Below are 14,805 nucleotides of genomic sequence, written 5' to 3'. Positions count from 1 at the left end.
GCGCGGGACAGCGGCCGCGTGTCGCTAATTCGACGTGACGTGTCCGATCTGCCCAGATTATGCGACACGCACCGCCGCGATCATGCCAAGACGCGGCCAACACCGGCACCGCGACGACATCGCCGAAGATCACAACTCCACGCACGTCCTAATGTTCGGTCGGTGCCGACCCTCATCTGGATCAACGGGCCGAACGCCGTCGGGAAGACCCAGGCCGCTCACAACCTGCACCGCCGGCTACCCGGCAGCTTCGTCAGCGACCCCGAACATCTCGGCTTCGCGATGCGCCGCATGCTGCCGAAGGCCCGCCGCACGGACTTCCGCGAGATTCCGCAATGGCGCTGTGCCGTCGGCGAGATGCTTCTCCGTGCCCTGCGGGGCCCCGAGAATCCCGTCATCACACCGATGACGATTCTCGATCCCGACCTGCTCACCGACCTGACAGCCCAGGTCCGCGCCGCCGGACACCAGGTCGACCACGTCACGCTCCTCGCTGACCGCGCGACGATGACCCGCCGCATCCACCTGCGCGCGGAGAACTCCCGCAGCTACAGCGCCCGCAACCTCGACCGTGCCCTCGAGGTCCTGAGTGCCCCCGCCTTCGCGCGCCATCTCCACACCGACACCCTGTCCATCTCCGCCGTCGCCGACGACATCGCCCACCACGCCGGATTCACCCCTACCCCCGACACCTCCTGGCGACTCGCCCGGCACGGCCGCCAACTCGCCGTCCAACTTCGCCACATCCGTCTCAACGCCTGACGAACGACATCGCGCCCGTCCCAGCGCTGCCTCGGGTCGCGCGCGCCCAGCAACGTCTCGAGCCGGCCATCGCTGATCTCGACGACGCCGACCTCACCCGGCCGGCTCTCCTGCCCGCGGGCGGCGGATGACCGTCGGCGGCGATCCGATCGTTCCAGCGCCTGGTGACCTACCCGCGATGGAGCACCCACGGATCGCCGCCGCGGCGCGCGTCAGGCGAAGGCGCTGGCGTGATCGCGCAGGAACGCGGCCACGGTGCGGGGCTCGTGTCCGGTCAGCACCCGGACGGTGTCCCGCGTCTGGGCCTGGCTGCCCTGGCGCAGCAACCCGAACTGGGTGACCGCGTTCGTCGCGATCCATTGCGGGGTGCCCGCGGCGATGAACCGCGTGACCGCGTCGGTGTCCCCGACCGGCACGAACGCGATCGGCCGGCCGATCGTGGTGGACAGCTCCGCGACCATGTCGTCGAACGTGACCGGCTCCGGGCCGGTGAGCTCGTAGCCGCGCCCGTCGTGGCCGTCGGTCGTCAGGACGGCGGCGGCGACGTCGGCGATGTCCCGCGGATCGATCATCGCGATCTTCGCGCCGGCCGCGGGTGCGAAGAACCTGTCCGCCTGGCGCACCCCCGGCGCGCCGGCCAGCAGGGTCGACATCTTGAACGCCGGCCGAAGCAGCACGAAGGGGAGGCCGCTGGCCCGCAGGTGCTCCTCGACGCGGGCGTGCGCGTCGAAGAAGGCGACCGGCGAGCCGATCGCCGCGCCGAGCGCCGACTGCTTCACCATCCGCCGCACGCCGGCCGAGACCGCCGCGTCGACGACGCTCGACTCCCACTCGACCTGCCGCGGGTGGTTGCCGCAGGTCAGGAAGACCTGATCGATCCCCTCCAGCGCGACGCGCACGGACGCGAGGTCGCCGAAGTCCCCGACGACCAGGTCCGCGTCCGCCCCGCAGGCGCGGATGGCCGCCTCCCGGTCCCGGACGAAACCGCGCGGCCGGTCGCCGAGGGCGGTGAGCGCGCGCATCAGATGGGCGCCGACGATTCCGGTCGCGCCGGTGACGAGCGTTGTCATCGAGTACCTCCCGAGGGTGCGATGTTGGCGTTGAGGCGGAAGACGTTCGTGGGGTCGTAGCGGTCCTTCACAGCGACGAGCCGGGCGAGCTGGTCGCCGTAGGCGGCCCGGACGCCGGCGGCGCCCTCGTCGGCGAGGAAGGTGGCGTACTGGCGGCCGGCGGAGTGCGCGCGCAGCGCCTCCCAGCCGTCGCGAACCCAGGCGGTGTGCCGATCGGCATCCGGGGCGCCCGGTTGCCAGACCGCGATGGTCCGCAGCTCGAAGCCGGTCTCGCGCTCCCCGATCGCGGTGGCGGACGGATCGACCCGGCTGACGGCGCCGCCGATCATCCAGCCGTTGAGCAGCGACAACGGCGAGGTGATCGACGAGACCCGCTCGACGATCGTGTCGATGACCCCGTCGGAGAGGTCGGGCAGCCGGTGGGAGCGCCAGTGCGAGGCGGCGCCGCGGGCCGCGCTGCCGTCGAGCAGCGACTGCACCGCCCGGTACGGCGTCGGGCGGACCAGGTCGCCGATCGGCGTGCCGATGCTCCGCAGCGGCGCGATCGCCCGCAGGCCCGCGGCGATGTCGCCGCACCAGGTCAGCACCAGCCCGAACACCGGCGTGCCGTAGCGCTCGGGCGGCAGGAACGGCAGCGGCGGAGCCAGGTTCGCCACCAGCATGACGCCGAGCTCGTCGGGAGCGCCGGGCGCGAACTCCCGCAGCACCCGCAGGACGTCCGGCGCCTGGTCGAGCGACCAGAAGACGGGCCCGCCGAGCACCATCGGCCCGACGGGGTGCAGGTCGTACTCGAAGGCGGTCGCGATGCCGAAGTTGCCGCCACCGCCGCGCAGGGCCCAGAACAGCTCGGGTTCGTGCGCCGCGTCGACGCGCAGCCGCTCGCCGTCGGCGGTGACCAGGTCCACCGCCCGCAGGTTGTCGACGGTGAGGCCGTGCCGGCGCATGAGATGGCCGAAGCCGCCGCCGAGCGTCACGCCCCCGATTCCGGTGGAGCTGACGCTGCCGCCGGTGGTGGCCAGGCCGTGGCGTTGGGTGGCCAGGTCCAGCTCCGACCAGAGCAGGCCGCCCGCGGCCCGCGCGACCCGGGCGGCGGGATCGACGGCCACTGCCTTGAGCTGCGACAGGTCGATCACCACACCGTCGTCGCACACCGCGTGCCCCACGACTGAATGCCCGCCGCCGCGGACGGACAGCGGCAGGTCGCGGTCGCGGGCGAAGCGCACCGCCGTCACGACGTCGTCGGTGCCCGCGCAGCGGGCGATCAGCGCGGGCCGACGGTCGATCGCGCCGTTCCACACCTGCCTGGCCTCGTAGTAGCCCTCCTCGCCGGGGCGCAGGAGGGCGCCGCGGAAACGACCGCGGAGCTCGCGGATCGCGTCTCGTGGACGCGCTGTCGTTGTCATACGGGCAGGATGCGGGCCCAGGCGTTCCGCGAGCGTTCCTCGGCGGGCCCGCTCAGCGTTCCTCGGTGGGCCCGCTCAGCGTTGCTCGCCGAGCACCGCGCGGGCCCGGGCATCCCAGACCCGGACGGGCTCCGCCAGCAGACGGCGGGCGGTCTCGGCACTCCCGTCCCGGTCCGCCGTACGTTCACACGCCGCGAGCCGGACGCGCAGCAGGATCGCCGGCAGGCCGGGCGCGGCATGCCGTCCCGGGTCCGCGAGCGCGGCGTCGACGCGGGCCAGGCCCGCCGTCGTCCGGCCGTCCGCCACCTCGAGAAAGCCGCACAGCGCGTCGGAGACCAGCTGGACCGGCGTGTTCTCGACCTGACGCCGCAGCACCTCCAGCTGCGCGGCGTGGCGGCGCAGCGCGGGCAGCGCGGCCAGTTCCAGATCGAGCAGGCCGGCGAAGAGCAGGACCGCACCGAGCGTGAAGGGGTGTCGGACGGCGTGCGCGAGCGCCAACGACTCGCTTTGCAGGCGGACCGCCTCCGCCGGATCGCCGAGAAAGGCGTGGACATGCGCGAGCCTGGCCACGCAGAGCGGCTGCGGATCCTGCGCGAACAGCCGCAGATGCGCCGACCGGTTCTCCGGCCGGTACCGCGCGAGCGCGGCCTCCAGATGGGTCCGTGCGGTCGCCAGGTCACCACGCCAGTAGGCCGTCACACCCTGCACGAACGCACCCTCCACCGCGAGGACGTCGTCGGCGCCGCCGAGGGCACGCAACTGCCCACCCACCTCGCGAGCCGCCTCGGCGTCACCGCGGGACAGCACGGCCATGCCCTGCGCCCGCAGCACCGGCGCCCCCGGCGGTACACCCAGGCGCCGGGCCAGCTCGAGCGCCGCGTCGAGCACGGCGCCCAGGCGATCCGACGCGTAGCCGTGCGCCGCGGCGAGCGGGCCGAGCATCGCGGTCAGCAACGCGAGCTCCGACTCCTGGCGGCCACGCGAGTCGGGGGCGCGGCGCAGCATCGCCAGCGCCTGCGCGAGGAGCCGGACCGCCTCGGCGTCCGCGTGCACCCGCTGCGCGGACGCGGCCGCCCGCTCATACCAGCCGACGGCCTCTGACCGCGCGCCGGCCTCGACCAGATGGGCCGCGATCTGACCGGCGAGCGCGTCGAGCCGGTCCGGGTCGGCGTCCGCGTCCTGCAGCGCGCGGGCGACCAGCCGGTGGTGATGGCGGCGCCGGGCCGGGCTCAGCGCCTGGTAGGCGACCTCGCGGAGCTTGTCGTGGCTGAAGTCGTATCGGTCGGCGCCGCTCGCCAGCAGCAGCTGCCGCCGCCACAGCTCGTCGAGATCGCGGGTGAATCCGTCCTCGTCGCCGGGGTACAGCCGCGCCAGCACGTCGACGTCGACTGACGCCCCGACCGTCGCCGCCAGGCCGAGCAGCGCGCGGGCGCCCGCCGAGACCTGCCCGAGCCGCGCCTCGAGCACCGCGTGCACCCTCGGTGTCAGGGCGTTCGGCTCACCGTGGCTCGGCCAGCCCGAACGCAGCGTCTCGATGACGAACAACGGATTACCGGCGGTCTCGGCGTAGAGGCGGTCGAGCTGGGACGTCAACATCCGGTGCCCGGCAAGCCGCTCGGCGAGAACGCCGGTTTCGGTGCGATCCAGCCGGGCCAGCTCGATCTCGGTGTACCGCTCGAGCGCCCGCAGCCCGGTCAGCAGCCTGCGCAGCTGGTCGTCGGCCTCGGCGTCGGCGAGGCGCGCCGTCGCGACGACCAGCAGCGGCGCGCCCGGCTCAGTCCGCAGCAGGTAGTGCAGGAACTGCAGCGTGTACGCGTCCGCTGCGTGCAGGTCGTCGGCGACGAGCAGCACCGGCTCGGAGCCGGCGAGCAGGGCCCGTGCGGCGGCCTCGAAGAGACGGACCCGGGACGCCGGCTCCTCGGCCGCGGACTCGTCGGACCGCGCCGTCCCGGCCGGCGGGACCGCCGGCGCGGAGCCGGGCCGCGCGGGTGCCGGGTCGCGGGGCGACTCGGGCAGCAGCCGGGCGAGCGCGTCGAGGTACCGCCGGTCGAGCCGGCCGCGCCCACGGGCGATGCCAGGCGCGCGCAGCCACGTGACCAGCGGTGCGTAGGCGAGCGTGCCCTCGACGGCGTACGAGCGCGCCGCCGCGGTGCTCGCGCCGCGATGCGCGGCCCACAGCCGCAGCTCCTCCACCAGCCGGGACTTGCCGACACCCGGCTCGCCGGTCACGAGCACCAGCTGTGCGCGCCCTCGCCGGCTGTCCTGCCAGCGCTCGGTCAGCGTGCGGCGTTGCGCCGACCGCCCGACGAAGTCGCTGGGCCGCAGCGCCGGGGCCTCGTCATGGTCGCGTGGAAGCAGCGCCTCGTATGCCGCCCGCGTCGCCGCCGAGGGCTCCACGTTGAGCTCGTCGCGCAGCGTCGTAACGCACTCGTGGTACACCCGCATCGCCCGGGTGCGGTCACCGCGTGCGTCCCACTGGCGCATCAACGCCTGGTAGGCCTGCTCGTCGAGCGGATCGAGCTCCACCGCGCGCCCGGCGTACCGAAGCGCCGCGTCGTGCTCCTCGCGGGCCTCCAGCAGCGGGACGAGCTCGCCGACCGCGGCCAGCGCCAGCCGGTGCAGCTGCGCGCGCTCGGGCAACACCCACTCGTCGTACCAGCCGTGCAGCAGTTCACCGGGGTAAAGGTCGAGCGCCGTCCGCAACTGGCCGACGACATCGGCCCCCGGGCGCCGTGCGGCATCCAGCGCCTCCCGGAAACGGGCGACGTCGCACCATGATTCGTGCCACGACAACGCCTGCGGGGTCGCGTGCAGGAACCGGTCCATGTCGGGAATCGCCGCGCGCAGGGTGTGCAGCACATGGCGGAGGTTGGTGCGGGCCTGCTTCTCGGTGGAGTCGGGCCACAGCAGAAACGCCAGCTGGTCACGCCGCTGGGGTCGGCCGGCGCGCAGCACGAGACAGGCCAGCAGACTCAGCGCCCGCGACGAGGCGAGGACGACCGGCTCCCCGTCCAGGCGGATGCGCGGCGTGCCGAACAGACGGACCTCGAGAGCATGCGTCAAGGCGCCTCCGGAGTCGTCCCGACACGACGTTCGTACCAGGTGCCCGGGAGTTCGTCGACGAGTGGCGGCGAGAATCCGCGGTCTCGCGGGACCGCGGAACGATCGGGGCGCGCCGCCTCGCCAGGTCGCCTCAGCCGCCGGCGCCGCGCAGGGTGATGACGGTCTCCAGGTAGGTGGAGGGCAGCGCGACCGTCCGGTCGCGGCCGCTGGACGCGCGGTTCCAGCGGCGGGCGAGGTCCGTGAGGTCGGCGGCCAGGGCCGCGCGGCCGGTGTCGTCGAGGGCCGCGAACGCCGTGTAGGTCGGCCCGTACCAGCGGCGGAACGTCTCGGTGAAGGCCTCGGCGGAGGCGAACCGGAACACGCAGGTCCGTTCGACCGTCCTGATCTCGGCCGCCGCCGCGCCGAACAGCGCCGCCAGATGGTCCTCGGTACCCCACAGCAGCGGGGACGCGAGACCCGCCGGCGCGGGCACGTGCCGCGTGATGGTCCGGAACATCTCACCGATGAAGCCGCCGGGCGTCCAGGCGACAATGCCCAGGACTCCGCCGGGCCGCGCAACCCGCGTCATCTCGTCGGCGGTGCGGCGATGGTCCGGCGCGAACATGGACCCGAACACCGAAAGCACCGCGTCGAACGACGCGTCGTCGAAGGGCAGATTCTCGGCGTCTCCGAGCTGGAAGTCGACCGCCAGCCCCTCGGCCGCGGCCCGCGCGCGTCCACGGTCCAGCAGCTCGGGCACATAGTCGATGCCGGTGACCAGGGTGTCCGAGCGGGCGGCGGCGATCGCCGCGTTGCCGGAGCCGCAGGCGACATCCAGCACCCGCCAGCCGGGGCGCAGGTCCGCGGCCTCGGCGAGCAGCTCGCTCTGCAGCACGATCCGGCCGGCGATCACCGAGTAGTCGCCGTTGGACCAGGTCGCCTGCTGCCTTGCCTTCACCGCGGCAAGGTCCGGGCCGGCCGAGCTGGTCGGCGTGGTGGTGGTCATCGTGGTTCCTCCCGTGGTGTGATCGAGTCACGTCGTGTCGTCATGTTCGGTACCTGCCCGCCGAGCTGGCCGCTGGTGCCATCGGGCCTGGGACAAGGCTCCGTCGGGCGCCGGCCCGTCGACCAGTCGCGTTCCTGTACCGGTGGTGTCGGCCGGCCGTCAGGTGTAGGAGGCGACCGGGCAGGTCAGTGGCTGCCCTGGTGTGGTGCGATGGCGGGGTGCCGATCCACTCCGACTACTGCCCGATCGCGCTCGGGGTCGAGATCCTCGGCGACCGCTGGACCCCGCTGGTGATCCGGGAGCTGATGGTCGGCGCCGAGGGATTCAACGACATCCACCGTGGTCTGCCCCGGATGAGCCGCACCCTGTTGACGCAACGGCTGCGGGCGCTGGAACGGCACGGCCTGGTCAGCCGTCAGCCGGCCGGGCCCGGGCGCCAGGGCAGCTACACGCTGACCGAGGCCGGCTGGGCGCTCACGCCGGTGATCTGGTCGCTGGGGCGGTGGGCGGCCGCCTGGGTCTTCGACGACCCGGCCGACGAGGACTGCGACGGCCTGTCGCTGATCTGGCGCATGCACCAGCATGCGGTTCCCGACCGGCTTCCGCCTCGGCGGACCCTCGTCCACGTCACCCTGACCGGGCCGGGCGCCGCCCAGGGCTGGCTCGACATCGAGCGGCCCGCGATGACCGTCTGCAAGGAGGAGCCGCGCGAGGACGTGCACCTGCGGGTCACCGCGGACAACCGCCAGATGCACCGCTGGCTGCTCGGGCGCACGCCGCTGCGGGCCGTGTTCGACGCCGGCGAGGCCGAGATCCATGGCCCGACCGCGCTGGTCCGCGCCTTTCCCACCTGGTTCGACACGACCGTCTTCGCCGCCGGCCCGCCCCCTGCCTGACCTGGAACGTCAGGACAGGCCACGACGCGGCGCCGGCGGGGACGCGGTGGGCAGCAGCGACTCGGGCATCGAGATCGCGCCGGCCGTCGCGGTCAGCAGGCGGCTCAGGCGGGGGAGAGCACCGGCGGCGACGGCATCGGCGCCGCCGGACACCCCCAGCGCGGCGACGACATCGCCGTCACCCGAGCGCACGGGTACCGCCACGGCGCGCCGGCGCACGTCGTACTCGAACTCCTCGATCGCGTAGGCCCGCGTGCGGATGCGTTCCAGGTCGTCGATGAGCGCGGCCGTCGAGACGAGGGTCGCCGGAGTGTAGGCGGCCAGGGTGCCAAGGCTGGTCGCGCTCTCGGTGACGGGTGCGGCGGTGTAGGCGAGCAGCACCTTGCCGGCGGCGGACGCGTGCAGCGGCGCCGGTGGCAGCGCATCCGGCCGAGCGGGCGAGGTCCCGTCCGCCTCGACGAGCAGGACGGTCCGCGCACCCGCGCCGTCGCGAACGCTGAGGCAGACCGCCAGCCGGGTCTGGAAGGCGAGGGAGGCGAGCAGCTCCCGCGTGCCCGCGACGTCATCGCGGTCGAGGACGACCCGGGCCAGCCGGAGCAGGCCGGGCCCCGGCATGTAGCGCTCGGACTCCGGGTTGTACCAGAGCAGTTCGACGTCGGCCAGGGTGCGCAGCAGGCGGTGGGCGGTGCTCGTCGACAGGCCGGTCGCACCGGCGAGCTCGGTCAGGCTCCGGTCCGCGCGGCCCTCGAGGAAACAGTCGAGCAGCGCGGCCGCGCGCCGGACGGACTGGACCGTGTTGGGGTCCGATCTGGCCGCCGGGCCAGCATGAACAGCGGTCGTCGGGCTCACCACTCAACATCGGCTTACTTACCGGGATCGACGGTGCGCCCGCAGACGCCGTACCCGACGTGCATACGTAGGCGGTCGCGGGCGCCGCGACGAGCGGGCATCGGCCATCAGCACGCGCCGGAACTCGCCGCGTGACAAGCATAGCCGGCACCGTGACCGCGCTCGGCGCGTGGTGCCGTCACAGCGGTCCCGCTGCCGCCTTATCTGTTCCCGCTATGCGGAAATCGATCATCCTGCCGCCCGATCCTGGCGCGGGCGAAGCCCTTCCCCCTCGGTGCGGGGCGCCGTCTTTCCCGCTTGGCGGGAATTCCTACTGGACAAGTGGGGTTTGTGTCGGGCACCATGACCTCGCGGCCGGATCACGCCGCGCTGGTGCCGCGAGATGGGGGCGCCGGCGGCGGTCCGATCCCTGCCGCGACCCGACCAGGCTGGAGTGCATGTGGATCTCGAACGGCATGGCAGGCGGGTCGTCGGGCGTCCGGTCCCGGCGCGGTCGGGTCGATGAGCACGGACTCCGCCCCCGCGCGGCCGGCGGCGGACCGCGCGTGGAGCGTGGCGGACGTCGCCCTGATCGACGAGTTCGTCGAGGGCGCCTCCGGCACGGCCGCCGTCCGCAACGAGGCCGGCTGGCAGCAGTGGTCTCTCGTGCCGCGCGTGTTCCGGGATGTGCGCCGGATCAGCACGGCCTGGACCGGGTTCGGGCTGGCGTTGCGGGCGCCGGTCCTCATCGCCCCGACCGCGCTCGGCCTGGTCCATCCGCAGGGTGAACGGGAGGCGGCGCGCGGCATCCGCGCCGCGGGGATGGGACTCGTGCTGTCGCAGGGCAGCACCTTTCCCGTGGCCGAGGTGGCCGAGGTGTCCGGGCCCTTCCTCCAGCAGGTCTACCTCACCCAGCGCCGCGACGCGCTCTGGCCGTTCCTCGACCGGGCCGTCGACGCCGGGGCCACCGCCCTCGCGCTCACCGTCGACCAGCCGGCGGCGGGCGTCACCCTCCCGTTCCGGGCGTCGCTCGCCCGGTTGGCGGCGCCGGGCGCCAGGAATCTCGGCAACGCCAACTTCGTGGGTGTCCCGCCGGCGGACCTGGCCCTTGAGTCACGGATCGAGCTGGCGGACATCGGCCTGCTGGCCGACCGTACCGGGCTGCCGGTCGTGGTCAAGGGCGTCCTGCACCCGGACGACGCGGTCGCCGCCGTCGAGGCGGGCGCGGCCGGCGTCGTGGTCTCCAACCACGGCGGACGCCAGCTCGGCGGAACCATCACCTCGGCCGAGGCCTTGCCGCGGGTCGTCGCCGCGGTCGGTGGGCGGGTGCCGGTGCTGGTCGACGGCGGGATCCGGCAGGGGGAGGACGTGCTGCGGGCGCTGGTACTGGGCGCGGACGCGGTGCTCGTCGGCCGGCCCGCGGTGCGCGCGCTGCGGGCGGGCGGAGCCGACGGCCTGCGGGCGGCGCTCGAGACCCTGCGCGGCGAGCTGGAACTGGCGATGGCGCTGGCTGGGACACCCGACCTCGCCGCCGTCACCTCGCTGGGCATTCGCCATGCCACCCAGACTCCGTATGCCACCGACACTCCGCGCGGCTGACCGGATGCGTCGGGAGCCTGTGATGACTACAACTCATCCGTCATTCCCGCAAGCAAATTCATTTGCCAATCCGTATACTGACAACATGACCGAGGATGTCCTGCGCAAAGTCCAGGGTGTTGCCCGGTCCCGCCCGATTGCGATCTTCGTCGGCTGCTTTCTCACCAGGCGCCGGTCGATCGATCTCTGTATCGTCACCACCGCCTGCTGTTCTGGCTGACCTGCCGGGCCCGCGCGGCCCACGGTAGTGCCGTCCGACCAGGCATGCCGTCCGACCAGGCTCGGCGGCCTTTTCTGAACCGGTGTTCCATCTGCTCCGGTCCAGCTTCCATCTTTTTCTGTCAGTCCTGTCACGGCGTCCTGCCGTGGATTCGCGCCGGATAGTCCCGCGACGCCCCCGGGGAGTGCGAGGCCACCGATCCCCTTTTCCCGTCGCCCATTCCTCTGATTGCGGAGCACCCAGAGATGTCCATCGAGGCCCCGGTGGAGACGCGGCAGGCCGGCATAGCGCCCCCTGTCACGATCGACCTGCCGTCCGCGGCGCACGGGAGCGTTTCCCGGGCGCGAAGCTCGCGCACGTTGCACCGTGTGCTCAGAACCGCGGGGCCCATCGCCCTGCTGGGCCTGTGGCAGCTCATCTGCTCCGTCGGGCTGGTCGACGCCGGCCTGCTGCCCTCGCCCTGGCGCGTCGCCGACACCATCCGCGAGCTCACCACCGACGGGACCCTGCTCCCCGCGATCGGCGTCTCGCTGCGGCGCGCGGGCGTCGGGCTCCTGTTCGGCGCGGCCATCGGCATCACCCTGGGCCTGGTCGCCGGGCTGTCCCGGATCGGCGAGGAGGCGCTGGACTCGTCGCTGCAGATGCTGCGGACGATTCCCTTCATCGCGCTGGTGCCACTGTTCGTGGTGTGGTTCGGCATCGGAGAGGAGGCGAAGTACGCACTCATCACAGCCGCCTGCATCTTTCCCGCGTACCTCAACACCTACGCCGGCGTCCGGGGTGTCGACCCGAAACTCATCGAGGCGGCCCGCGTCTTCAAGGTCAGCGGACTCGCCCTGGCGCGGGAGGTGATTCTGCCGCTGGCGATGCCCGGCATTCTCGTCGGCATCCGGTTCTCGATGGGTGTCTCCGTCCTCGCGCTGGTGGCCGCCGAGCAGATCAACACCCAGTCCGGAATCGGCGTGCTCGTTCTTGACCTGAACGGCACGCTGCGCACCGACATCATAATCTCCGGAGTCGTCGTGTACGCGTTTCTCGGCATCGTCGTCGACCTCGTCGTCCGCAATCTTGAACGGCTGCTTCTCCGCTGGAAAGCGAGCATTGTCTGATGACCACGGGCATCGCCACCTCCGAGACCGTGGACGCGCCGGAGTCCCGGGATCGCCCCGCCGTGCGGGTGAGCGGCGGCCGCAGGGCCTTCGGCGACCAGATCGTGCTGGACGACGTCGACCTGAGCATCGCCCCGGGGGAGTTCATCGCGCTGCTCGGCGCGTCCGGCAGCGGGAAGACCACGTTGCTGCGGGCGCTCGCGGGCCTCGACCGGCTCGACGCGGGCACGGTGACCGTCCCGCGGGAGCGGTCGGTGGTCTTCCAGGAGCCGCGGCTGATCCCGTCCCGCCGGGTGTGGCGCAACGTGGTGCTGGGGCTGCGCGGCACCGGCCGGGAGCGGGCACTCGAGGCTCTCACCGAGGTCGGCCTGGCCGATCACGCGCAGGCCTGGCCACGCACCCTGTCCGGCGGCGAGGCGCAGCGGGTCGCGCTGGCCCGGGCCCTGGTGCGCGAGCCGGGACTGCTCCTGCTCGACGAGCCGTTCGCCGCGCTGGACGCGCTGACCCGGCTGCGCATGCAGGAACTGGTCGCGGCCCTGTGCCGCCGGCACAACCCGGCCGTCCTGCTTGTCACCCACGACGTCGACGAGGCCATCCGGCTCGCCGACCGGGTCCTCGTGCTGCGGTCGAAGCGGCTGGACTCCGGGGTGGTGATCGACAAGGAGCGCCGGGCCCAGACCGGCGACTCCTACGCCACCGACCTTCGCTACCACTTCCTCAACCTGCTCGGGGTGCGCGGCCCGCAGCCGACGGACCGTTCCGCGCACCCGAGCGATCCCGTGCAGGAGGCACACACATGACCACCCTCGCGACGCAGGTCCAGGTGAGGCCGCTGACCAGCGGATTCGGCGCGGAGGTCACCGGTGTCGACCTCAGCCGGCCACTCGACGCCGACATCCTCGCGACGATCCGCCGTGCCTGGCTCGACCGGCAGGTCCTCTTCTTCCCCGGCCAGAACATCGACGCGGACGCCCAGACCGCCTTCGCCCGCGCTCTCGGTGAGGTGACCGCGCCGAGCGCCTATCTGCCGCCGATCGACGACAGGCACCGGGAGGTCGTCGCGTTCGACAGCCGGGAGAACAAGGAGGAGTACGTCAGGCGCGGCCGGCATCACGGCTGGCATGTCGACATCAGTTTCCAGTCGACGCCGCCCGCCGGCTCGGTGTTCAACGTCGTCACGCTGCCGCCCGTCGGCGGCGCGACCTGGTTCGCCTCGGCGCAGCTGGCCTACGAGACGCTGAGCGCGCCGATCCAGCGGCTGCTCGACGGCCTCGTCGCCGTGCACAGCTTCCGGTCGAGCACCGACCGTGTCCCGCTGCTCGAGGGCCGCGTGCAGGTCTGGGAGGACGAGCAGGCGAACACGGCCGCGGGCGGCGCGGAGCATCCCGTCGTCACCGTCCACCCGGAGACGGGCCGCCGAGGCCTTTTCGTCAACCCGGGATTCACCCGGTCCATCAAGGGGCTCTCCGCGCACGAGAGCAGCGTGCTGCTGGAACTCGTCTACGACCATGCCCTGCAGCCAGAACACCTCATCCAGTACCGCTGGAACAAGGGTGACGTCGCCCTGTGGGACAACCGCACGGTCTGGCACCGCCGCGGGGACGACTTCGACCCGGACGCCGTGCGCATCGTGCACCGCGTGCAGCTGCGCGGCACCCGGCCGGTCGGCGTGGCCTGACCCGCGCACCGGCTCGACCGGCCATTTCGCAGATTGACGTGAAGGGAAAGTGCAACAGTGTCTACAGCAAGTCCCATGGAACGCAGACGGGGTACGCGGCGTCCCCGCGCCGCGCTCGGTCTGGTCGCCAGCCTCGCGGCAGTGGCCCTCGCGGCCTGCGGCTCCAGCGGGGGCGGGGCGGCGTCGGCGAACTCCGGTACCGGTACCGGTACCGGGTCCAGCTCCAGCGCCGCGGTGGACCTGTCCGGGCTCACTCTGAAGGTGGGCGTCTCGGGCGGCTCAGCGGCCTTCACCGTGTCCAATTTCAGGGGCTCGGGCGTTATTGACAAGCTGCCCTTCAAGGTCGAATGGGTGGCGTTCCCCGACAGCCCGCGGGTGCTGCAGGCGGTGCAGAGCGGCGTGGTCGACACCTCGTCGCTGATCGGCGACGTCTCGCTGCCGCTGGCGGCCAGTGGCCTGCCCGAAGGCGGGAAACTCCCGGTGAAGGTGGTCGGGGCGGTCCAGCCTGCCAATGCCAAGGAGCACGCGGCGCTCACCGTCGTCGCCAATCCGAAGGCCGGCATCAACTCCATCAGCGACCTGCGGGGCCATTCCATCTCCTACATCACCGGTGGCTGGCCGCAGTCGGTGCTCGCGGCGCTGCTGAAAGAAGCGAAGCTGACGCCCAAGGACGTGAAGCTGGTGCCGCTCACCGGGCAGGCGCAGCTCGCCGCGTTCCAGTCGGGCAAGGTCGACGTGTCGATCGCCTCGATCGTGCAGATCCAGCCGGCGGTCGACGCGATCGGCGCGAAGACGATCTGGGACAGCACGCGGGCGGGCACGCCCACCGTCACCTTCTCCTATGCGACGGACAAGAGGCTGGCCGACGCGCGGTACTCGGCTGCTATCGGCGGTTTCGTCAAGGCCCAGGCCGAAGCCCAGGCGTGGAACGCGCTGCACCCGGAGGACCTGGCCAAGGCCCTCATGACCGATCTGCACTTCCCGGAGAAGACCGCGCAGGCCAGCGCGGTGGTGCAGAACCAGGGCGTGCCGATCGACGCGGCGCTCATCGCCGCCGAGCAGGCGCAGGCCGACGATCTGCACAAGGCCGGTTTCATCCCGCGCACGGTGGACCTGGCGCCGTATTTCGACAACCGCTACGACTCTCTCGTCACTTCCGTTCCGCGTCTTCCGCAGAGCTGACGGCGCACCG

The 14,805-nt window shown here is 72.7% G+C and carries 12 protein-coding genes; 7 read left to right on the top strand and 5 right to left on the bottom strand.

Going from position 1 to position 14,805, the window contains the following annotated elements:
• Nucleotides 1-162: 162 nt before the first annotated feature.
• On the top strand, nucleotides 163-762 hold the full coding sequence (locus tag AC6EXY_RS07495; RefSeq protein ID WP_243408115.1) for an ATP-binding protein: 600 nt from the start codon (nucleotides 163-165) through the stop codon (nucleotides 760-762).
• Between the two features lie 212 nt (nucleotides 763-974).
• Here the strand turns inward: AC6EXY_RS07495 and AC6EXY_RS07490 are convergent, their stop codons facing one another.
• From AC6EXY_RS07490 to AC6EXY_RS07475, 4 genes are all read right to left on the bottom strand, one after another.
• Nucleotides 975-1,832 carry an NAD(P)H-binding protein gene (locus tag AC6EXY_RS07490; protein WP_101835895.1) on the bottom strand — a complete coding sequence of 286 codons (858 nt, stop codon included), beginning with the start codon at nucleotides 1,830-1,832 and terminating at the stop codon, nucleotides 975-977.
• Entirely contained in the window at nucleotides 1,829-3,235 is a 1,407-nt protein-coding gene (locus AC6EXY_RS07485; protein ID WP_499816910.1) for an FAD-binding oxidoreductase, read from the bottom strand. The genes AC6EXY_RS07490 and AC6EXY_RS07485 overlap by 4 nt, the downstream gene beginning before the upstream one ends.
• 75 nt (nucleotides 3,236-3,310) lie before the next feature.
• Entirely contained in the window at nucleotides 3,311-6,298 is a 2,988-nt protein-coding gene (locus tag AC6EXY_RS07480) for an ATP-binding protein (protein WP_101835891.1), read from the bottom strand.
• Between the two features lie 130 nt (nucleotides 6,299-6,428).
• A complete protein-coding gene (locus tag AC6EXY_RS07475; protein ID WP_499816909.1) occupies nucleotides 6,429-7,283 on the bottom strand; it encodes a class I SAM-dependent methyltransferase in 855 nt (284 codons plus the stop codon).
• 218 nt (nucleotides 7,284-7,501) lie between these two features.
• Here AC6EXY_RS07475 and AC6EXY_RS07470 point away from each other — a divergent pair, with 218 nt between their 5' ends.
• Complete coding sequence (locus AC6EXY_RS07470; RefSeq protein WP_101835887.1) at nucleotides 7,502-8,179, top strand: winged helix-turn-helix transcriptional regulator; 678 nt, start codon at nucleotides 7,502-7,504, stop codon at nucleotides 8,177-8,179.
• Nucleotides 8,180-8,188: 9 nt separating this feature from the next.
• Here AC6EXY_RS07470 and AC6EXY_RS07465 read toward each other — a convergent pair whose 3' ends face one another.
• Complete coding sequence (locus AC6EXY_RS07465; RefSeq protein WP_165818662.1) at nucleotides 8,189-9,028, bottom strand: IclR family transcriptional regulator; 840 nt, start codon at nucleotides 9,026-9,028, stop codon at nucleotides 8,189-8,191.
• Between the two features lie 501 nt (nucleotides 9,029-9,529).
• Between AC6EXY_RS07465 and AC6EXY_RS07460 the strand changes: the two genes are divergently transcribed.
• The 5 genes from AC6EXY_RS07460 to AC6EXY_RS07440 all read left to right on the top strand — a co-directional run bounded on the left by AC6EXY_RS07460 (nucleotide 9,530) and on the right by AC6EXY_RS07440 (nucleotide 14,795).
• Nucleotides 9,530-10,606 (top strand): alpha-hydroxy acid oxidase, encoded by a 1,077-nt coding sequence (locus AC6EXY_RS07460; RefSeq protein ID WP_165818661.1) that lies wholly within the window; start codon nucleotides 9,530-9,532, stop codon nucleotides 10,604-10,606.
• Nucleotides 10,607-11,194: 588 nt separating this feature from the next.
• On the top strand, nucleotides 11,195-11,935 hold the full coding sequence (locus tag AC6EXY_RS07455) for an ABC transporter permease (RefSeq protein WP_207770582.1): 741 nt from the start codon (nucleotides 11,195-11,197) through the stop codon (nucleotides 11,933-11,935).
• Nucleotides 11,935-12,735 (top strand): ABC transporter ATP-binding protein, encoded by an 801-nt coding sequence (locus AC6EXY_RS07450; RefSeq protein ID WP_101835879.1) that lies wholly within the window; start codon nucleotides 11,935-11,937, stop codon nucleotides 12,733-12,735. Before AC6EXY_RS07455 ends, AC6EXY_RS07450 begins: the two co-directional genes overlap by 1 nt.
• Nucleotides 12,732-13,613, top strand: a complete 882-nt coding sequence (locus tag AC6EXY_RS07445) for a TauD/TfdA dioxygenase family protein (RefSeq protein ID WP_101835877.1) — start codon at nucleotides 12,732-12,734, stop codon at nucleotides 13,611-13,613. Before AC6EXY_RS07450 ends, AC6EXY_RS07445 begins: the two co-directional genes overlap by 4 nt.
• A 75-nt stretch (nucleotides 13,614-13,688) precedes the next feature.
• The gene (locus AC6EXY_RS07440; protein WP_499816908.1) at nucleotides 13,689-14,795 is read left to right on the top strand and encodes an ABC transporter substrate-binding protein; all 1,107 of its coding nucleotides are present in this window, start codon (nucleotides 13,689-13,691) and stop codon (nucleotides 14,793-14,795) included.
• The last annotated feature ends 10 nt before the right edge of the window (nucleotides 14,796-14,805 follow it).

The organism is Frankia sp. RB5, assembly GCF_059816245.1.
This window is presented reverse-complemented; position numbering and strand designations above follow the sequence as displayed.

Excerpts from the sequence above, each read along its gene's own strand:
- AC6EXY_RS07490 (WP_101835895.1), bottom strand. The coding sequence starts at position 1,832 with ATGACAACGCTCGTCACCGGCGCGACCGGAATCGTCGGCGCCCATCTG.
- AC6EXY_RS07485 (WP_499816910.1), bottom strand. The coding sequence starts at position 3,235 with ATGACAACGACAGCGCGTCCACGAGACGCGATCCGCGAGCTCCGCGGT.
- AC6EXY_RS07475 (WP_499816909.1), bottom strand. The coding sequence starts at position 7,283 with ATGACCACCACCACGCCGACCAGCTCGGCCGGCCCGGACCTTGCCGCG.
- AC6EXY_RS07460 (WP_165818661.1), top strand. The coding sequence starts at position 9,530 with ATGAGCACGGACTCCGCCCCCGCGCGGCCGGCGGCGGACCGCGCGTGG.
- AC6EXY_RS07450 (WP_101835879.1), top strand. The coding sequence starts at position 11,935 with ATGACCACGGGCATCGCCACCTCCGAGACCGTGGACGCGCCGGAGTCC.
- AC6EXY_RS07445 (WP_101835877.1), top strand. The coding sequence starts at position 12,732 with ATGACCACCCTCGCGACGCAGGTCCAGGTGAGGCCGCTGACCAGCGGA.
- AC6EXY_RS07440 (WP_499816908.1), top strand. The coding sequence starts at position 13,689 with ATGGAACGCAGACGGGGTACGCGGCGTCCCCGCGCCGCGCTCGGTCTG.